The organism is Pantoea sp. MBLJ3 (assembly GCF_000816655.1).
Classification (GTDB): domain Bacteria; phylum Pseudomonadota; class Gammaproteobacteria; order Enterobacterales; family Enterobacteriaceae; genus Pantoea; species Pantoea eucalypti.
This window is the reverse complement of the sequence record NZ_JSUT01000003.1, coordinates 312,968-336,540: the sequence shown is the minus strand read 5'-3', so window position 1 is coordinate 336,540 and position 23,573 is coordinate 312,968. Positions and strand designations below refer to the sequence as shown.

Below are 23,573 nucleotides of genomic sequence, written 5' to 3'. Positions count from 1 at the left end.
GCGCTTCTTTCTTAATTGGTGGGTCGTGCAGGATTGCCTCGGCCCTTCCCAGGGCCTCGCCCTCCGGGTGATGCTGACGCAACAGCCTGAATCGCCCGGCGATTCAGTCGAACCTGCTGCAGGTTCTCACCCTGCACGGTAAAGTCCGTGCCCCGGAAACGAAAAAAGCGCCCAAAGGGCGCTTCTTTCTTAATTGGTGGGTCGTGCAGGATTCGAACCTGCGACCAATTGATTAAAAGTCAACTGCTCTACCAACTGAGCTAACGACCCGCTGGGGGCTTACAACCGTTCAGCGCACCAGGCGTCTGAGATAAGATGGTGGGTCGTGCAGGATTCGAACCTGCGACCAATTGATTAAAAGTCAACTGCTCTACCAACTGAGCTAACGACCCATCTTAGGTTGTGAAGCAATGCTGAAGTGTTCTTCTTGAAACTGCGCGGTAAAAAGCGCGTCTGAAGGAGATGGTGGGTCGTGCAGGATTCGAACCTGCGACCAATTGATTAAAAGTCAACTGCTCTACCAACTGAGCTAACGACCCATCTTCAGGCTTACCAGACACTTTTCAATGTGTCCCGGCAACGGCGGCATATATTACTGATTTAGCGGGGTAGCGCAACTCTTATTTCTGCTAAACGCTTCAGTTGCTTACCTTTCATACGGCAAGACCAGAAATCACACGATATCTGGTCTGAACCGGACAAATTACAGACCGCTCAGACGTTTCTGAGCTTGTTTAGCAGATTCAGTGTCTGGATAAAGTTTGATCACCTGCTGGAAGACCGCTTTGGCTTTCGCCGTGTCTTTTTTCTCCTGCATGATCACACCCACTTTCAACAACGCTTCTGCAGCTTTCGGCGACTTCGGATAGTTTTTCACTACCGTGGCGTAATAATACGCCGCGTCGTCCTTTTTGCCTTTGTTGTAGTTCAGCTGACCCAGCCAGTAATTCGCATTCGGCTGATAGGTCGAATCAGGGTAACGTTTTACCCACGCCTGAAGCGCGCTGATCGCCTGATCATACTGTTTCTTCTCCAGAATCAGCGCCACAGCCGCATTGTAATCGCTGTTCGCATCGCCGGTCTGCGCAGGTGCGCTCTCCGCTGATGCTGCCGCGCCTGCGGTTGCGGCTGCGCCTGTATCTGCTGCGGCATCGCTGCCGGCTGCCTGTTGCCCGCCGTTGCTGCTGGCGCTGCTCAGCGTGTCAATCTGCTGGTAAAGCTGCTTCTGCCGCTCAACCACCTGATTCAACTGATACGTGTTTTGCTGGATTTGCCCACGCAGCGCATCAATATCACGCTGGTTATCGCTCATCTGCTGCTGCAATTGCTGCATCAGCTGTGCCTGGGCATTAGAGATTCGTTCAAGAGTGGTGACACGGTCTTCGACCGAGCCGGAGCCAACGCTACTGATTGACGCTTGGGCATTAGCGGCCCAGGGGGCCGCTACGCCAATCAGTAACGACAGACTCAACAGATGACGTCTGAAGTTACTAACCATGTGATTCTCTTAGTAGACCAGAACGGCACGACGGTTTTTAGAATACGCTGCTTCGTCATGACCCAGAACGGCTGGCTTCTCTTTACCGTAAGAAACGATAGACATCTGATCAGCCGACACGCCTTTACCCTGCAGGTACATCTTAACGGCGTTAGCACGACGTTCGCCCAGGGCGATGTTGTATTCCGGCGTACCGCGCTCATCCGCATGACCTTCGATGGTCACTTTGTATGATGGGTTGCTGCGCAGGAAAGTTGCGTGCTGATCCAGCATCTGTGCGTAATCAGACTGAACGTCATATTTGTCCAGACCGAAGTACACAATGTTGTTCTGCTGCAGCTGCTGCATCTGCAGACGAGCCTGCTCGTCAGAAGACATGTTGCCGCCGTTGCCGTTCATGCCAGAATTTGCACCGTAAGCGCCATCAGCACCCATGCCAGTCTGGTCATTGTTGTTGTTTTTGTGTGAGCTACAAGCCGCTACTGCCAGAACCGGCAGAGCCAGCATCAAACCCTTCAGCACTTTGTTCAGTTGCATTTCAAAAATCCCATTATTGTTTATTGTTTGCGATGTCTGAAGTGTCAGACATTACAGATACGGCGACCAGGCAGGAAATTTTACCTGTCCATCAGTTGCCGGAAGACGCGCTTTGAAACGGCCGTCGGTTGAAACCAACTGCAACACGGAACCCATACCCTGAGTAGAGCTGTAGATTACCATTGTGCCATTTGGTGCCAGGCTCGGCGTTTCATCCAGGAACGTGTCCGTTAACGTTTGAACGGCTCCCGTTTCCAGATCCTGTTTGGCGACGTGTTGAGCACCACCGTTGGTGCTAATCATCACCATAGATTTACCATCTGTTGCCACATCCGCATCCTGGTTCTGACCGCCTTCCCAGGTAATACGCTGTGGCGTGCCGCCATTAATACCGACTTTATAAATCTGAGGGGCACCCGCCTGATCGGAGGTATAAGCCAGAGTCTGGCTGTCCGGGAACCAGGTCGGTTCAGTACTGTTATAACGACCATCCGTCACCTGACGCGTCTGACCTGACGCCAGATCCATCACATAGAGGTTCAGGCTACCGGTTTTAGAGAGTGCGAAAGCGAGCTTAGAACCATCTGGCGAGAATGCCGGAGCACCGTTGTGACGCGGATATGAGGCAACCTGACGGATGGCACCGTTAGAGAGCGTCTGGACCACCAGCGCGGACTTGCCGCTTTCAAAGGTCACGTAGGCCACTTTGCTGCCATCCGGAGACCAGGCTGGCGACATCAGTGGCTGTGGTGAACGATGCACGACGAACTGGTTATAGCCATCGTAGTCAGCGACGCGCAGCTCATAAGGGAACTGGCCACCGTTGGTCTGCACGACATAAGCGATGCGGGTGCGGAAAGCGCCCTTAATGCCTGTCAGCTTCTGGAACGTTTCGTCACTGGCAGTGTGAGCGGCATAGCGCAGCCACTGCTTTGTCACTTTATATGAGTTCTGTGCCAGCACTGTACCCGGCGCACCGCCGGTGTCAACCAGCTGGTAAGAGACCTGATAGCTGCCATCCGGGTTAGACGCGACCTGACCGACGACTACGGCGTCGATGCCGAGTGCACTCCAGGCGGCAGGCTGCACTTCCTGCGCGCTGGTTGGCTGCTGTGGCAGACGTGAGCGATCCAGTGGATTGAATTTGCCACTGTTGCGCAGGTCAGCCGCCACGATGCCGCCAACATCTTCCGGCGCGGCACCAGAACCGGCCCATTTAAACGGCACCACGCCAATCGGGCGCGCGGTATTCACACCCTGGGTGATCTCAATTCGAACTTCTGCATGCAGCATGGCTGCCCACAGCAGGATAAAAAAGCCTAACGTAACGCGAAGAGCTTGCTTCATTTTATCTCCCTTATCTGAACCTCAGTCCACGATAATTGGCACTGTTCCTGGAAACCACGAGTACAACATAAGTACGGCAAGCTAAACATAGATCAACTTGCCGACCGTGACTGCATTATTGCGGTTTAAAACGCATCGGGGCGTTTTTAAACACTTCGTAGACCGCCTGAGAAGGCGGCTTCGGAATACGTGCCTGTTTGGCAGCAGCAATCGCGGCCTGGCAGAGCGCGGGATCACCACCCTCTGACTTAACATCAATCAACAAGCCATCAGGCGCAAGTTTAATCCGCAAATCACAGGTTTTTCCGCGATACAGATCGGCATCGTAGAATCGGCTCTGAATCGCACTCACCACCTGACCCATGTAGGAGTTGATCTCAGCGCCCGATGCCCCCGCTTTCTTCTGGTTGCCCTGCCCCGCTGCGCCACCTGATGTGCCGCTTTTCGGTGCATTTTTACCGGAAGTGAGTCCACCCAGCAAATCATCAACATCGCTGTCATTGGCCGCATCGGCGGCAGCTTTCGCCTTCGCATCTGCTTTGGCTTTAGCGGCAGCCTCAGCCTTCGCTTTGGCAGCCGCATCGGCTTTCGCCTTAGCAGCCGCTTCCGCCTTCTCTTTAGCGGCCTCTTTCGCCGCCTCAGCTTTCTCTTTGGCAGCTTCTTTGGCGGCTTCGGCTTTTTCTTTAGCGGCTTCAGCGGCTTTCTCTTTTGCTGCCTCAGCAGCTTTTTCTTTCGCTTCTGCGGCTTTCTCTTTCGCTTCTTCGGCGGCTTTAGCTTTGGCATCCGCAGCCGCCTTCACTTTGGCCTCAGCCGCCGCTTTTGCATCCGCTTCCGACTTCGCCTTCGCCTCCGCAACGGCTTTCTCTTTTGCCGCAGCGGCAGCAGCGGCTTTCGCCTGTTGATCAGCCTGCTTCTTTGCTTCGGCTGCGGCCTGCTTCGCCTGCTCAGCAGTCGCTTTGGCCTGAGCATCCGCCTGTGCTTTCGCATCCGCTTTAGCTTTAGCTGCTGCCGCTTCGGCGGTTTTCTGCTGTTCCTGAGCCTGTTTCGCGGCGTCTTCTGCCGCTTTCTGCTGCTCAGCCTGCTGTTTAGCCTCTTCTTTCGCGGTTTCCTGCGCGGCTAAACGCTCTTTTTCCAGCGCTTTCAGACGCTGCTGTTCAGCAGCCTGTTTCTGTTGCAGCTCTTCTGCCTGCTGCTGCGCCTGCTTTTTACGCTGTTGCTCAGCCCGCTGGCTGTCGCTTTGCTGGTTCTGCTGACGATTGTATTGACTCACGACGGCACCGGGATCGACCATCACAGCATCAATATCGCTGCCTCCGCCACCCGCACTGCTGGGGTCAACGTGCTCATTAAACGAGCTCCAAATCAGCAGCGCGATCAACACGATATGCAGAATCACCGAAATGATTATCGCGCGCTTTAACTTCTCGTTTTGCTCGGTTGCCTTCGACACACTCGGTTCCCAAAAAACGGTTCGATTTTAAATCGGCTGCGTCATCAAACCGACAGATTTAACACCCGCCTGGTGCAGCAGGTTGAGCGCTTTAATGATTTCATCGTAAGGCACTTCTTTCGCGCCCCCGATCAAAAACACCGTCTTAGGATTTGCTTCCAGTCGACGCTGCGCTTCGCTGATCACCTGCTCGGGGGGGAGCTGATCCATTCGATCGTGATCCACGACCAGGCTGTACTGCCCCACGCCCGCCACTTCAACAATTACCGGCGGATTATCATCGCTGGAAACGGTTTTAGAGTCGGTCGCATCAGGCAGATCCACTTCCACGCTCTGGGTAATAATGGGTGCCGTTGCCATGAAGATCAGCAGCAGCACCAACAGGACGTCCAGTAGCGGAACGATGTTGATTTCCGACTTCAGGTCGCGGCGTTTGCGACCACGTACTCTGACCATCATTAACCTCTATTTACTTAGCGCTATCGCTGGAGAAAGCCTGGCGATGCAGAATGGCAGTGAACTCTTCCATGAAGTTGTCGTAGCCCTGCTCCAGTTTGTTGACGCGCTGGTTCAGACGGTTGTACGCCATTACCGCCGGAATTGCCGCAAACAGACCGATTGCGGTTGCAATCAATGCTTCAGCGATACCCGGTGCCACCATCTGCAGTGTTGCCTGCTTCACCGCGCCCAGGGCGATAAAGGCGTGCATGATCCCCCAGACAGTACCGAACAGCCCGATATAGGGACTGATTGAACCGACAGTACCGAGGAACGGAATGTGGTTTTCCAGCGCTTCCAGCTCACGGTTCATTGAGATACGCATCGCACGGCTTGCACCATCAATAACCGCCTCCGGCGCATGATTGTTAGCGCGGTGCAGTCGGGCGAACTCTTTAAAGCCGGAGTAGAAAATCTGCTCCGAGCCGCCCAGCTCTTCCCGACGCTCCTGGCTCTCCTGATACAGTCGGGAGAGTTCGATGCCGGACCAGAATTTGTCTTCAAATGCCTCAGCTTCTCTTCCCGCCGCATTCAGAATACGTGTGCGCTGAATAATGATGGCCCAGGAGGCAATAGAAAAGCCGATCAAAATCAACATGATAAGTTTGACCAGAAGGCTCGCCTTCAGGAACAAATCAAGAATGTTCATGTCAGTCACTGCTTGAACTCCGCGACAATAGACTTGGGAAGCGCAATCGGCTTCATTAGATGAGGGTTAATGCAGGCAATCAGGACCTCTGCCTCATTGAGCACTTTGCCTTCAGTATTCACGATACGCTGAGTGAACGTCATGGTAGCCCGAGTCATTGAGGTGACCTCGCTCTGGATCTCCAGAAGGTCATCAAGACGCGCCGCTGCAAGATAGTCCACCGTGATGCGCCGTACCACAAAAGCGATCTGCTGTTCTAACAGCATCTGCTGATTGAAATGGTGCTGTCGCAACATTTCGGTACGTGCTCGTTCATAAAAAGCGATATAGCTGGCGTGATAAACCACACCACCGGCATCAGTATCTTCGTAGTAGACCCGAACCGGCCAGCGAAACAGCGTTGTACTCACTCTACATCCCGGCCTCGTTTTAAACGTTGCTACTATACGCAAGAGAATTGGGGTTGGGAATGGCTCGTCAGAGCCAGGCGAAAATAATTATCGCTCGGTAACAAATGGAACGATTTCAGGAAGATTAATTGACCAGACGCTGACAAATATTCACTGACAGCGCTGGTGAGGCGGGGTGTTACAGGTAAAAACGGTAAAGCGCGATAAATAACACCAGCATGGCGGGTAACGGGCTAAACAGCGCCTGCCATCGGGTTTGCTGTGGCCGGAAGCCTGTACCGTGAATCACACCACTGCAGACCGCCCAGATCAGCACCAGACCCTGCAGCGCGGGCAGCTGACCCGCGTGGTTAGCAAAGCGGGTCGGGTCCCACATCACGCCGCCAGCCGCCAGCAGCGCCAGCAGCAGTGAAAGGGCCCGTAACGGGCCCTTATCCATCAGATCATACAGAATCCGAATTGGCGTACGCATCAGTGAGGCTCATCCTGCGCTTCAACGTGTTCAATCGCCAGCGCGGTCACGATACCAAAGGCACAGGCCAGCAACGTGCCGAGAATCCAGGCAAAATACCACATGCGACTTCTCCTTAATTAATAGAGTGAGTGACTGTTGCTTTCAATATGCTCTTTGGTAATACGACCAAACATCTTCCAGTAACACCAGGTGGTGTAAATCAGAATGATTGGAACAAAGATAGCGGCGGCAACGGTCATCGTTTGCAGCGTCAGCAGGCTGGACGTTGCATCCCACATCGTCAGGCTGGTACCCGGCACGGTGCTGGATGGCATGATGAACGGGAACATCGCAATGCCGGCGGTCATGATGACGCAGGCCAGCGTCAGTGAAGAGAACAGGAATGCCCAGGCGCCCTTCTCAACCCGCGAGCAAAGTATGGTCAGCAGCGGCAACACCACGCCCAGCAGCGGGAACAGCCACAGCACAGGATGGTTCTGGAAGTTGACCATCCAGGCACCTGCCTCACGCACTACCGTTTTACCCAGTGGGTTAGAGGCAGCAAAGTGATCCATCGTGCTGGTCACCACATAGCCATCAATACCATATTTCACCCAGACACCGGCCAGGATGAAGCAGACCATCATCACCAGGGCGGCAAGTTGTGCTGCGGTGCGTGAACGCAGATGCAGTTCGCCCGTGGTGCGCATCTGCAGATAGGTTGCGCCCTGTGCCAGAATCATCGCTACGCTGACCACACCAGCCAGCAGGCCAAACGGATTCAGCAGCTGGAAGAAGTTGCCGGTGTAGAACAGACGCAGATACTCATCGGCATGGAACGGCACGCCCTGTAACAGGTTGCCAAACGCCACGCCAATGACCAGCGGCGGCACGAAGCTGCCGATGAAGATGCCCCAGTCCCAGGCACCGCGCCAGCGGTTGTCTTCAATCTTCGAGCGGTAATCGAAGCCAACCGGACGGAAGAACAGCGAGGCGAGCACCAGAATCATGGCCACGTAGAAGCCAGAAAAGGCCGCCGCATAGACCATCGGCCAGGCGGCAAACAGTGCGCCACCGGCAGTGATAAGCCAGACCTGGTTGCCGTCCCAGTGCGGGGCGATACTGTTAATCATAATGCGACGCTCAGTATCGGTGCGACCCAGAATGCGCGTCAGCATGCCGACGCCCATATCAAAACCATCTGCGACAGCAAAGCCGATTAGCAGCACGCCAATCAACAGCCACCAGACAAAGCGCAGAACTTCATAATTAAACATGGTCGCTCTCCTTATCCCCGAACCGGCTGCGTGGTTGCCGTGATCTGCTCATGATGATAACGCCCGGTTTTCAGGCTGCTCGGCCCAAGGCGGGCGAATTTGAACATCAGGTACATCTCAGCCACCAGGAACAGCGTGTAGAGTCCGCAAATCAGGATCATCGAGAACAACAGATCGCCTACAGTCAGAGAAGAGTTCGCCACCGCAGTCGGCAGAACTTCACCGATAGCCCAGGGCTGACGACCATACTCCGCGACGAACCAGCCGGATTCGATTGCGATCCACGGCAGCGGGATACCAAACAGCGCCGCTTTCAGTAACCAGCGATTTTTACCGATGCGGTTACGCAACACGCTCCAGAACGCCAGCGCGATAATGCCCAGCAGCAGAACACCACACAACACCATGATACGGAAGGCGAAATAAAGCGGGGCAACACGCGGGATAGAGTCCTGCGTCGCCTGTTTGATCTGCGCTTCTGTCGCATCCGCCACGTTATCGGTATAGCGTTTTAGCAGCAGACCGTAACCGAGATCCTGTTTGTGACTGTTGAACGCGTCCCGTACCGCCTGATCCTGACTGCCACCGCGCAGTTCGTTCAGCAAGGCGTAGGCTTTCATGCCGTTGCGGATGCGCACCTCATGCTGTGCCATTAACTCTTTCAGGCCCGTCACCGGCGTATCCGTGGATCGGGTGGCAATCAGGCCCAGCAGCCAGGGAATCTGAATGGCGTACCGGTTCTCCTGAGTGGCCTGATCGGGCAAGCCAAACAGGGTAAAGGACGCCGGCGCCGGCTGGGTTTCCCACTCCGCTTCAATCGCGGCCAGCTTGGTTTTCTGCACATCACCCATTTCATAACCAGACTCATCACCCAGCACGATCACTGACAGCACCGCCGCCATGCCAAAGCTGGCCGCGATAGCGAACGAGCGTTTAGCAAAGGCGAAGTCGCGGCCTTTCAGCATGTACCAGGCACTGATGCCCATGATAAACATCGCGCCTGTGGTGTAACCGGCCGCGACGGTGTGAACGAATTTCACCTGTGCCACCGGGTTCAGCACCAGCTCTGAGAAGCTGACCATCTCCATGCGCATGGTTTCAAAGTTGAACTCTGAAGCGATAGGGTTCTGCATCCAGCCGTTGGCGACCAGAATCCACAACGCAGACATATTCGAGCCCAGGGCGACCAGCCAGGTCACCGCCATGTGCTGCACTTTACCCAGCCGATCCCAGCCAAAAAAGAACAGGCCGACAAAGGTCGATTCCAGGAAGAACGCCATCAGACCTTCAATGGCGAGCGGCGCGCCGAAGATATCGCCGACGTAGTGAGAGTAATATGACCAGTTTGTCCCGAACTGAAATTCCATGGTCAGTCCGGTAGCGACGCCCAGCGCAAAGTTAATACCAAATAACTTGCCCCAGAACTTCGTCATATCTTTATAAATTTGTTTACCGCTCAGGACATAGACCGTTTCCATGATCGCCAGCAGAAACGCCATACCCAGCGTTAAAGGGACGAACAGAAAATGGTACATCGCCGTTAAGGCAAACTGTAACCGCGACAGCTCGACGATATCTAACATAAGGACTCCTTGCTCCTCGCTTTGTCTCCGTCACGCGCGCGATCAGATCGAACGTAATCGGAGTCAGGAACGACTGTTTATTGATTCCAGTTTTTTATTACCAGCAGAACAGGTCTGTGAGCTGCCCGAAAAGGCGAGTAACGAATGAAGCAGCTCTGAAAAATGTCAATCAGCGCTTTATTAACGGCTGCTTTAACAGGAGAAAAGTGGGTGTCATCCCGGGTTGAGCAGACGTATGAAAATTTGTGTAAAAGGCTGGATTGATGCAGCGCAATTTACGCCCTTAGCGTTGCGCTTTGCCAGAGATATAGTTGGATATAAAACGTGATTTATTGATCTGGATTAACGTAATAAGTTTCCAGATAGAGCTGGGTCAGTTTCCTGTTAAAAAATTGTCATTAATGAAATAAGACGTGAAGAAATAGTTTACCTTTGCCACTTTTTCTTAACGTGATAAACGGTGAGCAGGTTATTTAACAACGTATTCTTCGCTTTCACTGCCAGCATTATGCCCGTTGATAACGGACATAAAAAAAGCCACCCGAAGGTGGCTTAGTTTCAGATGACGCTGACTTATTTGGCCGGTAATACGGCTTTAACTGCATCACCGATATCAGCCAGGCTGCGAACGGTTTTCACGCCTGCCGCTTCCAGCGCAGCAAATTTCTCATCTGCTGTGCCTTTACCACCGGCAATGATGGCGCCTGCATGGCCCATACGCTTGCCTTTTGGCGCGGTTACGCCAGCAATATAGCCCACAACCGGTTTGGTCACGTGCTCTTTAATGAAGGCTGCGGCTTCTTCTTCAGCGCTACCGCCGATTTCACCGATCATCACGATAACTTCAGTCTGTGGATCATCCTGGAACATTTTCAGAATGTCGATGAAGTTAGAGCCTGGGATCGGGTCACCGCCGATGCCGACGCAGGTTGACTGGCCGTAGCCGATGTCAGTGGTCTGCTTAACCGCTTCATAGGTCAGCGTACCTGAACGCGATACGATACCAACGCGGCCCGGCTGGTGAATGTGGCCCGGCATGATGCCGATCTTACATTCGCCAGGGGTGATAACACCCGGGCAGTTTGGACCGATCATCCGCACGCCTGCTTCATCCAGCTTCACTTTCACGGTCAGCATATCCAGGGTCGGAATACCTTCGGTGATGGTGATGATCAGTTTGATGCCCGCTTCGATCGCTTCCAGGATGCCATCTTTACAGAATGGTGCGGGGACATAGATCACGGTGGCAGTTGCGCCCGTCGCTTCTACGGCTTCGCGCACGGTATTGAACACCGGCAGGCCGAGGTGAGTCGTGCCGCCTTTGCCTGGCGTCACGCCGCCAACCAGTTGGGTGCCGTAAGCCAGCGCCTGCTCAGAATGGAAAGTCCCCTGGCCACCGGTGAAACCCTGGCAAATGACTTTGGTGTTTTTGTCGATCAGAATGGACATTATTTACCCTCCGCGGCAGCAACAACACGCTGTGCGGCGTCTGTCAGGCTGGTTGCTGCAATGATGTTCAGACCGCTGTCCGCCAGTTTCTGGGCGCCCAGCTCGGCGTTGTTACCTTCCAGACGTACCACTACTGGCACGTTCACACCCACTTCAGCCACTGCACCGATGATGCCGTCGGCAATCAGGTCACAGCGTACGATACCGCCGAAGATGTTAACGAAAACGGCTTTAACCGCATCGTCAGACAGGATGATTTTGAAGGCTTCGGTTACGCGCTCTTTGGTCGCGCCGCCGCCGACATCAAGGAAGTTGGCTGGCTGACCGCCATGGTGCTTAACGATGTCCATGGTACCCATCGCCAGACCTGCGCCGTTAACCATACAACCGATGTTGCCTTCCAGCGCAACATAGTTCAGTTCCCACTGTGTCGCATGTGCTTCACGTGGATCTTCCTGGCTTGGGTCGCGCATTTCACGCAGTTCTGGCTGACGGAACAGGGCATTGCCATCGGCACCCAGTTTACCGTCCAGGCAGATCAGGTCGCCCTGCTTGGTAATCACCAGCGGGTTGATCTCAACCATCGCCAGATCGCGCTCCAGGAACAGTGTCGCCAGACCCATGAAGATCTTGGTGAACTGACCAACCAGCTTGCCAGTCAGGCCAAGTTTGAATGCCAGCTCACGGCCCTGGTAAGGCTGCGGACCGGTCAGCGGATCCAGCGCCATTTTATGGATCAGGTGCGGGGTCTCTTCCGCCACTTTTTCAATTTCCACGCCGCCTTCAGTCGACGCCATGAAAATGACGCGACGCGTTGCGCGATCGACCACAGCGCCCAGATAGAGCTCCTGGTCGATATCGGTCGCTGCTTCAACCAGAATCTGGTTTACCGGCTGGCCGTTTGCATCAGTTTGATAGGTCACCAGGCGTTTGCCCAGCCAGTTTTCAGCAAAGGCGCGAATCTCTTCTTTGCTGTTAACTACTTTCACACCGCCCGCTTTACCGCGGCCACCGGCATGAACCTGACATTTAACTACCCACGGGCCTGCGCCAATTTTAGAGGCAGCTTCTTCCGCTTCACGTGGTGTAGTACAGGCGTAACCCGTTGGTGCAGGCATGCCATACCGTGCAAACAGTTGTTTCGCCTGGTATTCGTGTAAGTTCATGATGTTCTATCCATTCAGGTCTGAAAAGAGTATTGAGGTTGGGCGCGCCAGGCGCGCCCGGTGAAAATCAGACATCCAGCAGCAGGCGCGCCGGATCTTCCAGCATCTCTTTCACTGCAACCAGATAACCAACTGATTCACGGCCATCGATCAGACGGTGGTCGTAGGAGAGCGCCAGATACATCATTGGCAGCACTACAACCTGACCATTGACCGCCATCGGGCGATCCTTGATGGCGTGCATGCCCAGGATGGCGCTCTGCGGTGGATTGATGATCGGGGTAGACATCAGTGAACCAAAGACGCCGCCGTTGGTAATGGTGAAGTTACCGCCGGTCAGATCTTCCACTGTCAGCTTGCCGTCACGGCCTTTCACTGCCAGCTCTTTGATTTTCTTCTCGATGTCCGCCATGCTCAGCGCATCAACGTCACGCAGGACTGGCGTAACCAGACCACGTGGTGTAGAGACCGCAATGCTGACGTCGAAGTAGTTGTGGTAAACCACATCTTCTCCATCGATAGAAGCGTTCACTTCCGGATAGCGTTTCAGCGCTTCAACAACCGCTTTGATGTAGAAGGACATAAAGCCCAGACGCACACCGTGACGCTTCTCGAACGCCTCACCATACTGCTTGCGCAGATCCATGATGGGCTTCATGTTGATTTCGTTGAAGGTGGTCAGCATCGCGGTGCTGTTCTTCGCTTCCAGCAGACGCTCGGCAACGCGCTTACGCAGACGCGTCATCGGCACGCGTTTTTCGCTGCGGTTAGCCACTGGCTGCTGCGCGGTAGCCGCATCAGCAGCAGGTGCTGCCGCTTTAGCAGCCTGCGGCTTGTTGGCCAGGTGTTTTTCAACATCTTCACGGGTCAGACGTCCGCCCACACCGCTGCCTTTAATCTGAGAGGCGTCGAGATTGTGCTCTGCAATCAGGCGGCGGATAGCCGGGCTGAGCGCATCGTTGCTCTCTTCTTCCAGTGACGCAGTCTGACGCTGAGCCGGGGTAGACTCTTTGCTTTCAGACTTCGCGCTGCTCTCTTTACCGGCGCTATTGCCCTCTTTCAGACGACCCAGGATCTGGCGGGAGGTAACAGTGGCACCCTCATCTTCCAGAACGGCTTCCAGGATACCGTCAGCAGAGGCTGGTACTTCCAGCACCACTTTATCGGTTTCGATTTCGACCAGCACTTCATCGCGAGTGACTGCATCGCCTGGTTTTTTGTGCCAGGTTGCCACTGAGGCATCGGCAACCGATTCAGGCAGGTCGGGAACGAGAATATCTACGCTACTCATTATCTTTCCTTTTAATTAATTAACGTTCAGCGCGTCATTAACCAGGTCTTGCTGCTGTTGTTGGTGTACGGACATGTAACCCACGGCCGGTGAGGCGGAGGCCGGGCGGCCTGCATAACGTAAAGTGGCACCAAATGGCACAACTTCACGGAAATGATGCTGGCTGCAGTACCAGGCGCCCTGATTCAGTGGCTCTTCCTGACACCAGACAAAATCCTGTACGTGAGAATACGCTTTCAATGCTTCCTGAACCGCTTGATGCGGGAACGGATAAAGCTGTTCGATGCGCACGATAGCCACATCGGTCTGCTCATTTTTACGACGCTGCTCAAGCAGGTCGTAATACACTTTACCGGAGCACAGTACGACGCGTTTAACGCCCTGCGGATCCAGATCATCGACTTCACCAATCGCAGGCTGGAAGCTGCCATTCGCCAGTTCATCCAGCGTGGAAATAGCCAGCGGATGGCGCAGCAGAGATTTTGGTGACATCACAATCAGTGGACGACGCATACCGCGCAGCGCCTGACGACGCAGCATATGGTAAACCTGTGCGGGTGTAGACGGCACGCAAACCTGCATGTTCTGCTCAGCGCAAAGTTGCAGATAACGCTCCAGACGCGCAGAGGAGTGCTCCGGGCCCTGACCTTCATAACCGTGCGGCAGCAGCATCACCAGGCCACACATACGGCCCCATTTCTGCTCACCGGAACTGATGAACTGGTCAATAACAACCTGTGCACCGTTGGCGAAGTCACCAAACTGCGCTTCCCAGATGGTCAGGATGCGCGGCTCTGCGGTGGCGTAGCCATATTCAAAGGCCAGTACCGCCTCTTCTGACAACACGGAATCCCATACTTTGAACTGACCCTGACCACTGTGCACATGATGCAGAGGGGTATAGGTTGAGCCGTTCGCCTGGTTATGAACCACCGCATGACGGTGGAAGAAAGTACCGCGACCGGTATCTTCGCCCGACAGGCGAACCGGAATACCTTCATCAACCAGCGTGGCGTAGGCCAGGTTTTCCGCGCCGCCCCAGTCGAAGGCCTTTTCGCCTTCAGCCATCAGACGACGGTCGTTATAAATCTTGGCAACACGCGACTGCACTTCCACCTCTTCAGGCACCTGGCTGATACGCAGCGCCAGTTCCTTCAGACGTTTCATGTCGACCTGCGCCGGATAAGGCTCATCCCACTCATGATTCAGATAAGGTGACCAGGTAAAGGAGTGGAGACTCATTGGACGCCATTCCGGCACCACGCACTCGCCCGCATCCAGCGCGTCACGGTAGAGATTGACCATTTCGGTCGCATCTTCCTGCGTGGCAACGGCTTCACCTTCCAGACGGTCGGCGTAGATTTTGCGCGGCGTCGGGTGTTTTTTGATTTTCTGATACATCAGCGGCTGGGTCGCACTTGGCTCATCCGCCTCGTTATGACCATGACGGCGATAGCAGACCAGATCGATAAACACATCGCGCTTAAAGGTGTTGCGGTAATCGAGCGCCAGACGGGTCACAAACGCGACCGCTTCCGGATCGTCAGCATTGACATGGAAAATCGGTGCCAGCACCATTTTGCCGATGTCGGTGCAGTAAGGGGTAGAACGCGCATCTTTCGGGTTGGACGTTGTAAAGCCAACCTGGTTGTTGATAACGATGCGAACCGTACCACCCACTTCATAACCGCGCGCCTGTGACATGTTCAGGGTTTCCTGAACCACGCCCTGACCAATCACGGCCGCATCACCATGAATGGTGATCGGTAAAACTTTATTGCTGGCTGGCTCATCCAGACGATCCAGACGGGCACGCACAGAACCCATAACCACCGGGCTGACGATCTCCAGGTGTGACGGGTTAAACGCCAGCGCCAGGTGAACCAGGCCGCCTTCGGTTTCCACGTCAGAGGAGAAGCCCATGTGGTACTTCACGTCACCGGTGCCCAGATGTTCTTTATGCTTACCGGCGAACTCGTCGAACAGATCCTGCGGCTTTTTGCCCAGCACGTTGATAAGCACGTTGAGACGACCACGGTGCGCCATACCCAGTACCACTTCACGGGTACCGCTCTTGCCGGCGTGACGAATCATTTCGCGCAGCATCGGAACCAGCGCATCGCCGCCTTCCAGCGAGAAGCGTTTGGCACCCGGGAATTTCGCCCCAAGGTATTTTTCCAGCCCTTCTGCCGCAGTCAGCTCTTTCAGGAAACCTTTTTTCTCTTCGTTGCTGAACGCTGCACGGCCCGCAACCGACTCAAGACGCTGCTGGATCCAGCGTTTTTCATCGGTGTTGTTGATGTGCATATATTCTGCACCAATCGAGCCGCAGTAAGTCTGCGTCAGCGCCTGGAAGAGATCGGCCAGCTTCATGGTGTCTTTGCCAATGGCAAATGAACCTACGTTAAAGCTTTCCTGAAAATCGGCCTCGGTCAGGTCGTGAAAAGCGGGATCGAGATCGGCGACACGGTCCTGTTTCCACAGGCCGAGCGGATCAAGATTGGCATGCTGATGACCGCGGAAACGAAACGCGTTAATCAGCTGCAGCACTTTCACTTGCTTGGAGTTGGTTTCCGGATCGGAGACAGATGAGGTGTAACGAGATGCATCTTTCGCCAGGCGACGGAAGTACTCACGTGTGGTGGAGTGAAACTGCTCAGGTTTCATTCCGGTGCCCGGTAACTGCTGGAACATCGAGCGCCACACTGCATCGACAGAGTCAGGATCGGTCAGGAAATCCTCATAGAGCTGCTCTATGTAAGACTGATTCGCGCCGGCCAGCCAGGAAGAGTCCAGCCAGGGCTTCATCGCGCTGTTCTGCATTGTGATCCCTTAAGCATTGCTATGCTTTTTTGAGGTTTCATTTGTTGCCGCTTTCGCGGTTTGCCGTAGTGAGTTCAGCGATACGAGCACTTTGCGCAGCGCGCGTGGCCCGTAAGGGAACCTTTGTAAACGTGGTAGTCACCGCGCTTACAGAGGCTTCCGTAAAACACCGGGAACCTGAGGTTCCCGGCGGAGATAACTTATGCGCCGCGCTGCAGCAGCATCGACTTGATATGGCCGATGGCGCGCGTCGGGTTAAGCCCTTTCGGACAGACACTCACACAGTTCATGATGCTGTGGCAGCGGAATACGCTGAAAGCATCATTCAGATTGTCGAGACGCGCTTCGGTTTCCGTGTCGCGGCTGTCAATCAGGAAGCGGTATGCTGCCAGCAGGCCAGCAGGACCGATGAACTTCTCAGGGTTCCACCAGAAAGATGGGCATGAGGTTGAGCAGCAGGCACAGAGAATACATTCATACAAACCATCCAGGTGTTCGCGCTCATCCGGTGACTGCAGATGCTCACGTGCTGGCGGGTTCTCGCCATCATTCAGCAGGAAAGGCTTAATTTTCTCATACTGTGCATAAAACTGGCTCATGTCTACGACCAGGTCACGCACTACCGGTAAACCTGGCAGCGGACGGATAACAATTTTCTGTTTGCCGTTGCCCAATGCCGAGACAGGCGTAATACAGGCCAGTCCGTTTTTACCGTTCATGTTGAGGCCATCAGAGCCGCAGACGCCTTCGCGGCAGGAGCGACGAAACGCCAGCGTTGGATCTTTCTCTTTCAGGCGAATCAGCGCATCCAGTAGCATCATGTCGCGACCGTCTTCCGACTCCAGGGTGTAATCCTGCATGCGCGGCTTGTCATCGACGTCCGGATTGTAGCGATAAATTGAAAACTCAAGTCTCATGATCGTCTCCGAAATTAGTAGGTACGCACTTTCGGCGGGAACGCCGCGCGCAGTTTCGGCTGCATGTTCACCTCACGGCGCGTCATGCTTTCGGTTTCCGGGACATAAAGACTGTGGCACAGCCAGTTTTCATCATCACGATCCGGGAAGTCGAAGCGACTGTGTGCACCGCGGCTCTCGGTGCGATAGTTAGCCGCTACCGCCGTGGCAAAAGCCGTCTCCATCAGGTTATCCAGCTCAAGGCACTCAATACGCTGCGTATTGAAATCTGGTGAGCGGTCATCCAGACGCGCTGACTTCAGACGCTCGCGAATCTCTTTCAGCTCTTCCAGACCCTGCGCCATTGCGTCGCCTTCGCGGAATACAGAGAAGTTGTTCTGCATGCAGCGTTGCAGCGCTTTACGAATCTCAACCGGATCTTCACCGGTAGTATTGTTTTCCCAGCGGTTGAAGCGCGCCATCGCTACGGCAATCTCATCTTCAGAAGCATCGCGCAGGTCGCCCTGCTCTTTAATACTCTCCAGCAGATGCAGACCGGCTGCACGGCCAAAGACCACCAGGTCGAGCAGTGAGTTACCGCCCAGACGGTTGGCACCATGGACCGATACGCAGGCAATTTCACCGACGGCGAACAGGCCTGGAATTACCACATCTTCGCCCTGCTCATTCACGCGCAGTGCCTGACCGGTCACTTTGGTCGGAATACCGCCCATCATGTAGTGACAGGTTGGGATAACCGGAATCGGCTCTTTAATCGGATCGGCATGGGCAAAGGTGCGAGACAGCTCAAGGATGCCTGGCAGACGTGACTCAAGCACCTCTTTACCGAGGTGATCCAGTTTCAGCTTCAGATGCGGACCCCATGGGCCATCACAGCCGCGACCTTCACGAATTTCAATCATCATTGAGCGCGCAACCACGTCGCGGCCCGCCAGATCTTTGGCATTCGGCGCATAACGCTCCATGAAGCGTTCGCCATGTTTGTTCAGCAGATAGCCGCCTTCACCACGACAGCCTTCTGTGACCAGCACGCCCGCACCGGCGATACCGGTTGGGTGGAACTGCCACATCTCCATATCCTGCACCGGCACGCCCGCACGCAGTGCCATACCGACGCCGTCACCGGTGTTGATATGCGCATTGGTGGTGGACTGGTAAATACGGCCTGCGCCGCCGGTTGCCAGAATGGTCGCTTTCGCTTTGAAATAAACGGTTTCGCCGGTTTCGATGCAGATTGCGGTACATCCAACGACTGCGCCATCGGCATTTTTCACCAGATCCAGTGCATACCACTCAGAGAAGATGGTGGTTTTGTTTTTCAGGTTCTGCTGATAAAGCGTGTGCAGCAACGCGTGACCAGTACGGTCAGCTGCGGCCGCGGTACGTGCCGCCTGCTCGCCACCGAAATTCTTCGACTGACCACCAAACGGACGCTGATAAACACGACCATCTTCCAGACGCGAGAAAGGCAGGCCCATGTGCTCCAGTTCCAGAATCGCTTCCGGGCCGGTTTTGCACATATATTCAATCGCGTCCTGGTCACCGATGTAGTCGGACCCTTTGACGGTGTCGTACATATGCCATTCCCAGTTATCTTCATGGGTATTACCCAGCGCAACGGTAATACCGCCCTGCGCAGATACTGTGTGGGAACGGGTCGGGAAAACTTTAGATAACAGAGCGCAGGTCTGGCCGCCCTGGGAGATTTGCAGTGCGGCCCGCATTCCTGCGCCACCTGCGCCGATTACCACGGCATCGAACTCTCTGATTGGCAAACTCATTTACACACCCCACACCACAACAAAGCCATAAATCGCATACCACAACAGCGCCACGACAATCACAAACTGCAACAGCAAGCGAACCGGCAGCGATTTGACGTAGTCTGTTAACACCTGCCACATCCCGATCCAGCCATGGACCAGAATGGAGAACAGCGTCAGCAGCGTGAACACTTTGGTGAATGCGGACGCGAAGAAGCCACGCCACAGGTCATAGGTCAGCGTGTCTGTCATCACAACGAAACCGAGGATGTAGACGATGTAGAGCGTAATGAGGATTGCCGTTGCACGCAGCAGCAGCCAGTCCTGAATGCCGTTGCGACCCAACGCGGATGCATTGCTTACCATACGAGGACTCCCGCCAGAATTGCCAGCACGACAGTGATCACAAAAGTCATATGAGCGGAACGCTTACCTGATTCCAGCGTTTCGGCCAGATAACCAAAATCCATCAACATATGACGAATCCCGCTCACCGCGTGATAGGCCAGCGCCGTTAAAATGCCCCACATGATGAACTTCGCGAAGAAGCCGTCCATGATGGATGCAGCATGCTGGAAACCTTCAGGAGAAGAGAGAGAGAGACCGAGTAGCCACAGCAGGATGCCAATAGCAACCAATGTGATTACGCCGGAGACGCGGTGAAGAATGGACGTTATTGCAGTAACGGGAAACCGGATCGTCGAGAGATCCAAGTTGACAGGTCTTTGTTTTTTCACGGTTTTGCCCACACAGCTCTTTTTTATTTTGCTTCCTCCGGACCTGAGGCGGAGTCTAATCACAACGCGTGGCAGACTTTAACCGTCACCAATAAAGCAACATCCAGTGTTAATTGACGCGGTAGTAAACGCTGGGTGGCTCCTGGTGTCAGGGTGTTCCGGAGACCTGCCTGGAGTATAGGAGGATCACATTCTGATTACAATTCCCCTACAAACTCTTTGGTATATTTTAGGTAGAACAGTGATCATACTCACGATTTTCACAATTGATACAATTTTAATTATCTGATTTGACAATAGTTCAACAATTCAGTTACAAACTAAGCCTATAAATTCCTATGATGCACAAAAGTTATGGGGATACACTTTCCCCTAAGCGCAAGTTATGTAACATTGCGATAATGAGCTTTAAAAAGCATCAGGTTATTGGTTACCAAGAAGTTATGTCCTGACCGGATCTTTAACAACCGCGATATGCAGCATGTCCATGGCTCACCGGTTCCCGCTGGGAACGCGCCGCTCACTCTGTACCCTGCACCCGCTTTATCCCCGCAGAGTGATACTGTGTAGTTTTGCCAACCGCAACATGAACGCGTTTCAGGTGTCTAAAGATCCTTACCTACATAAGGCGCTATGGAGACGAAAATGACAGATAAAAAAGTAACGCTAACCCTGCAAGATGGAACATCTATTGAACTGGACGTGCTGAAAGGTACGCTGGGCCAGGATGTGGTTGATGTCCGCGCTCTGGGTTCAAGTGGCCTGTTCACCTTCGATCCCGGTTTTACGTCTACTGCGTCCTGCGAATCTGCCATCACCTTTATTGATGGTGATGAAGGTATCCTGCTACACCGTGGTTTCCCTATTTCTGAGCTGGCGACCCACTCTAACTATCTGGAAGTCTGCTACATTCTGCTGAATGGCGAAGCACCGAACCAGAAACAGTTTGATGAGTTCCGCACCACTGTTACCCGCCACACCATGATTCATGAGCAGATTACCCGCCTGTTCCACGGCTTCCGTCGTGACTCACATCCGATGGCGGTAATGTGCGGTGTTACGGGTGCTCTGGCTGCGTTTTACCACGATTCGCTGGATGTAAACATTGAGCGCCACCGCGAAATCGCGGCATTCCGTCTGCTTTCCAAAATGCCGACCATGGCAGCAATGTGTTACAAATATTCTATCGGCCAGCCATTTGTTTATCCTCGCAACGACCTCTCCTATGCCGGTAACTTCCTGCACATGATGTTTGCTACCCCGTGCGAAGAGTACAAAGTGAATCCGGTCCTGGAACGCGCGATGGACCGCATCCTGATCCTGCATGCTGACCATGAGCAGAACGCCTCTACGTCGACCGTACGTACCGCCGGTTCAAGCGGCGCGAACCCGTTTGCCTGTATCGCCGCCGGGATCGCCTCCCTGTGGGGACCGGCGCACGGCGGTGCCAACGAAGCGACCCTGCGTATGCTGGAAGAGATCAGCACCGTTGAGCACATCCCGGAATTTGTTAAACGCGCCAAAGACAAGAATGACTCATTCCGTCTGATGGGCTTTGGTCACCGCGTTTACAAAAACTACGATCCACGTGCGACCGTAATGCGCGATACCTGCCATGAAGTGCTGAATGAGCTGGGTATGAAGGATGACCTGCTGGAAGTGGCGATGGAGCTGGAACACATTGCGCTGAACGACCCGTACTTTATCGAGCGTAAACTTTATCCAAACGTGGACTTCTACTCCGGTATCATTCTGAAAGCGATGGGCATTCCATCCTCCATGTTTACGGTGATCTTCGCGATGGCCCGTACTGTTGGCTGGATTGCACACTGGAAAGAGATGCACGACGAAGGCATGAAGATTGCCCGTCCGCGTCAGCTCTACACCGGTTATACCGAGCGCGAATTCAGTTCACAGCTGAAGAAGTAAGATTCGGAGGGCGGAGATTTCTCCGCTTGATGTTGCTTAAAAACCGGGGGCGGTTGGCTGTGATACCGCGCCTGCGCAGAGAACATGGTCAGATCGGAAAGACGCAAAAGCCGTCATCCATGACACGCTCGGCCCGCGCGATTACGCACCTCATCCGAGAGGTGCGCCCGTTTCCGGGCCAACGCTTTGCGTTGTTCAAAAACGCTCCCGGCGTTTTTGTCCCTGGCGCGGGACGCTTTCCTCCTCTGACCATGCTCCCTGCGCGTTAAGCTATTTTATTGCTATAAGATTCACACGGGCCTGGCTCTGTCAGCCGTAAGAGCATTTTACCCTTTTGACTTTACTGTCTATCTCTGACACCCCGGACACCAGTAAAACGGCCGTGATGACAGCGTGCCCTTCTCAATCACCGTGCCACAGCGCCGGCATTGCTTGCCCTGCCGATGAAACACCTCAAACTGAAACGCCGCTTCCTCATGATATTTCTTCATGGTTCCACGCATCCGATAAGCATGACGCGGCACTGACAGCAGCGCCTCGCTGAAAGCAGTCAGCTGATCGTCACTGAGATCCTGCGCCCGATGATTTGGCAGCAGCTGCGCCAGCCAGAGAATCTCGGCACGCAGGTAGTTTCCCAGCCCGGCCAGAAAAGCCTGATCCAGCAGCAGACCACTGAACTGACGCCGCCGGAAACGGGGTGACAGCAGCCGCTCTCGCACCTCTTCAACCGTCAGCGCGCTGTTCAGCACATCCGGTCCGATGCGGGTCAGAAACGGATGTGCCGCCAGCGTATCAGCGTTAAGCAGTTCAATATCTGACGCGCTGTAAAGCAGAATCGCTTTACCCTTTGTAGCCAGCCGCACCCGCAACTGACGCGTGGTATTGAGTTCGGTATCGGGTTTCACAATGCGCCAGACACCATAAAGCTGGTTATGACTGTAGAGCGTCAGACCATTGCTGAAATGAGTCAGCAGCGCTTTACCCCGCGTCTCAATCGCCTGCACCTGCTCACCAATCAGTGAAGGTTCATAGGTCTTGAGCTGAGGAAACGCAAACCACGCTTCCGTTAAGGGCTCACCCACAATGGCGGCTTCAAGCTTATCCGCCACGCGGCGAATTTCCGGTCCTTCTGGCATCGTTCTTCCTCTTAATGGGTGGCGCCGCCAGCCTGTTTAATATCTTCGCCGGTCTCCAGCGTCACCTTCACCGCAATCTCCAGCGCCTGAATAATGGTCGCGACCGCCATGCTCGGCGCACCAGGATGTTGCGCGGCCTGTTCAGGCAGGTAAGGAATATGAATAAAGCCACCCCGCGCCGGACTCCCTTGCTGCTCAAGCCAGTGAAGCAGGCCATACATCACCCGGTTACAGGTAAAGGTCCCGGCGGTCTGTGAGACCGACGCGGGGATCCCCGCGTCGCGCACTGCCGCCACAATCGCTTTGATGGGCAGACGGGAAAAATAGGCTGCCGGGCCGCCTGCCACAATCGGTTCGTCTACAGGCTGCTGGCCGGCGTTGTCCGGGATCCGGGCGTCATCGACATTGATACCGATACGTTCCACGGTAATGTCGCTGCGACCGCCCGCCTGCCCGACTGACACTACCGCGTCCGGTTTAACCTCTTCCAGTGCCTGATTCAGCACATTAAGTACCTCACTGAATACCACCGGCAGCTGTCGGATGACGATCGTCGCTCCGCCAATCTTTTTGCCTTCCAGCGCGCGCACCGCTTCCCACGAGGGGTTAATCGTTTCACCGCCAAACGGTTCAAAAGCGGTCATCAGGACAGTTTTCAT

General features: G+C 54.4%; 22 protein-coding genes, 3 tRNA genes and 1 other RNA gene. 1 reads left to right on the top strand and 25 read right to left on the bottom strand.

Annotation, left to right across the window (positions count from 1 at the left end):
• Positions 1–16: 16 nt before the first annotated feature.
• The 23 genes from NP77_RS22785 to sdhC form a co-directional block, all read right to left on the bottom strand.
• Positions 17–151: non-coding RNA, RtT sRNA (locus tag NP77_RS22785), on the bottom strand.
• 43 nt (positions 152–194) lie between these two features.
• Positions 195–270: transfer RNA gene (locus tag NP77_RS04695), tRNA-Lys, on the bottom strand.
• Between the two features lie 46 nt (positions 271–316).
• A tRNA-Lys gene (locus tag NP77_RS04690) sits at positions 317–392 on the bottom strand.
• 71 nt (positions 393–463) lie between these two features.
• A tRNA-Lys gene (locus NP77_RS04685) sits at positions 464–539 on the bottom strand.
• Positions 540–703: 164 nt separating this feature from the next.
• A complete protein-coding gene (gene cpoB, locus NP77_RS04680) occupies positions 704–1,498 on the bottom strand; it encodes a cell division protein CpoB (protein WP_039659186.1) in 795 nt (264 codons plus the stop codon).
• A 9-nt stretch (positions 1,499–1,507) separates the two neighbouring features.
• Positions 1,508–2,035, bottom strand: a complete 528-nt coding sequence (pal, locus tag NP77_RS04675; RefSeq protein WP_003853135.1) for a peptidoglycan-associated lipoprotein Pal — start codon at positions 2,033–2,035, stop codon at positions 1,508–1,510.
• 51 nt (positions 2,036–2,086) lie between these two features.
• A complete protein-coding gene (tolB, locus tag NP77_RS04670) occupies positions 2,087–3,382 on the bottom strand; it encodes a Tol-Pal system beta propeller repeat protein TolB (RefSeq protein ID WP_003853138.1) in 1,296 nt (431 codons plus the stop codon).
• Positions 3,383–3,497: 115 nt separating this feature from the next.
• Positions 3,498–4,832: a cell envelope integrity protein TolA gene (tolA, locus tag NP77_RS04665; RefSeq protein WP_008925030.1), complete on the bottom strand. Its 1,335-nt coding sequence runs from the start codon at positions 4,830–4,832 to the stop codon at positions 3,498–3,500.
• 27 nt (positions 4,833–4,859) lie between these two features.
• Positions 4,860–5,288 (bottom strand): colicin uptake protein TolR, encoded by a 429-nt coding sequence (gene tolR / locus NP77_RS04660; RefSeq protein ID WP_039659298.1) that lies wholly within the window; start codon positions 5,286–5,288, stop codon positions 4,860–4,862.
• Between the two features lie 13 nt (positions 5,289–5,301).
• On the bottom strand, positions 5,302–5,988 hold the full coding sequence (tolQ, locus tag NP77_RS04655) for a Tol-Pal system protein TolQ (protein ID WP_003853142.1): 687 nt from the start codon (positions 5,986–5,988) through the stop codon (positions 5,302–5,304).
• Positions 5,985–6,389 carry a tol-pal system-associated acyl-CoA thioesterase gene (gene ybgC, locus NP77_RS04650; RefSeq protein WP_008925029.1) on the bottom strand — a complete coding sequence of 135 codons (405 nt, stop codon included), beginning with the start codon at positions 6,387–6,389 and terminating at the stop codon, positions 5,985–5,987. Before ybgC ends, tolQ begins: the two co-directional genes overlap by 4 nt.
• Positions 6,390–6,567: 178 nt before the next feature.
• Positions 6,568–6,861, bottom strand: coding sequence for a cyd operon protein YbgE (gene ybgE / locus NP77_RS04645; RefSeq protein ID WP_039659184.1), 294 nt, complete (start codon positions 6,859–6,861; stop codon positions 6,568–6,570).
• Positions 6,861–6,965: a cytochrome bd-I oxidase subunit CydX gene (cydX, locus tag NP77_RS22780; RefSeq protein ID WP_072040350.1), complete on the bottom strand. Its 105-nt coding sequence runs from the start codon at positions 6,963–6,965 to the stop codon at positions 6,861–6,863. Before cydX ends, ybgE begins: the two co-directional genes overlap by 1 nt.
• A 15-nt stretch (positions 6,966–6,980) precedes the next feature.
• Positions 6,981–8,120, bottom strand: a complete 1,140-nt coding sequence (gene cydB / locus NP77_RS04640) for a cytochrome d ubiquinol oxidase subunit II (protein WP_033762876.1) — start codon at positions 8,118–8,120, stop codon at positions 6,981–6,983.
• 11 nt (positions 8,121–8,131) lie between these two features.
• Complete coding sequence (gene cydA, locus NP77_RS04635; RefSeq protein WP_008925025.1) at positions 8,132–9,703, bottom strand: cytochrome ubiquinol oxidase subunit I; 1,572 nt, start codon at positions 9,701–9,703, stop codon at positions 8,132–8,134.
• Positions 9,704–10,276: 573 nt separating this feature from the next.
• Complete coding sequence (sucD, locus tag NP77_RS04630; RefSeq protein ID WP_003853148.1) at positions 10,277–11,152, bottom strand: succinate--CoA ligase subunit alpha; 876 nt, start codon at positions 11,150–11,152, stop codon at positions 10,277–10,279.
• A complete protein-coding gene (gene sucC, locus NP77_RS04625) occupies positions 11,152–12,318 on the bottom strand; it encodes an ADP-forming succinate--CoA ligase subunit beta (protein ID WP_003853151.1) in 1,167 nt (388 codons plus the stop codon). The genes sucD and sucC overlap by 1 nt, the downstream gene beginning before the upstream one ends.
• 67 nt (positions 12,319–12,385) lie before the next feature.
• On the bottom strand, positions 12,386–13,609 hold the full coding sequence (gene odhB, locus NP77_RS04620) for a 2-oxoglutarate dehydrogenase complex dihydrolipoyllysine-residue succinyltransferase (protein ID WP_003853153.1): 1,224 nt from the start codon (positions 13,607–13,609) through the stop codon (positions 12,386–12,388).
• Between the two features lie 15 nt (positions 13,610–13,624).
• Positions 13,625–16,432, bottom strand: coding sequence for a 2-oxoglutarate dehydrogenase E1 component (gene sucA / locus NP77_RS04615; protein WP_003853155.1), 2,808 nt, complete (start codon positions 16,430–16,432; stop codon positions 13,625–13,627).
• Positions 16,433–16,632: 200 nt separating this feature from the next.
• Complete coding sequence (locus tag NP77_RS04610; RefSeq protein WP_003853156.1) at positions 16,633–17,349, bottom strand: succinate dehydrogenase iron-sulfur subunit; 717 nt, start codon at positions 17,347–17,349, stop codon at positions 16,633–16,635.
• A 14-nt stretch (positions 17,350–17,363) separates the two neighbouring features.
• On the bottom strand, positions 17,364–19,130 hold the full coding sequence (gene sdhA / locus NP77_RS04605) for a succinate dehydrogenase flavoprotein subunit (RefSeq protein ID WP_039659182.1): 1,767 nt from the start codon (positions 19,128–19,130) through the stop codon (positions 17,364–17,366).
• Positions 19,131–19,478 carry a succinate dehydrogenase membrane anchor subunit gene (gene sdhD, locus NP77_RS04600; protein ID WP_008925023.1) on the bottom strand — a complete coding sequence of 116 codons (348 nt, stop codon included), beginning with the start codon at positions 19,476–19,478 and terminating at the stop codon, positions 19,131–19,133.
• Positions 19,472–19,861, bottom strand: coding sequence for a succinate dehydrogenase cytochrome b556 subunit (sdhC, locus tag NP77_RS04595; protein ID WP_033742984.1), 390 nt, complete (start codon positions 19,859–19,861; stop codon positions 19,472–19,474). The genes sdhD and sdhC overlap by 7 nt, the downstream gene beginning before the upstream one ends.
• A gap of 633 nt (positions 19,862–20,494) precedes the next feature.
• Between sdhC and NP77_RS04590 the strand changes: the two genes are divergently transcribed.
• On the top strand, positions 20,495–21,778 hold the full coding sequence (locus NP77_RS04590) for a citrate synthase (RefSeq protein WP_003853167.1): 1,284 nt from the start codon (positions 20,495–20,497) through the stop codon (positions 21,776–21,778).
• Positions 21,779–22,125: 347 nt separating this feature from the next.
• On the opposite strand, the gene nei is transcribed toward NP77_RS04590, so the two are convergent.
• Together nei and pcp are read right to left on the bottom strand one after the other, a co-directional pair.
• The gene (nei, locus tag NP77_RS04585; protein ID WP_008925021.1) at positions 22,126–22,914 is read right to left on the bottom strand and encodes an endonuclease VIII; all 789 of its coding nucleotides are present in this window, start codon (positions 22,912–22,914) and stop codon (positions 22,126–22,128) included.
• Positions 22,915–22,925: 11 nt separating this feature from the next.
• Positions 22,926–23,573, bottom strand: a complete 648-nt coding sequence (gene pcp, locus NP77_RS04580; RefSeq protein ID WP_008925020.1) for a pyroglutamyl-peptidase I — start codon at positions 23,571–23,573, stop codon at positions 22,926–22,928.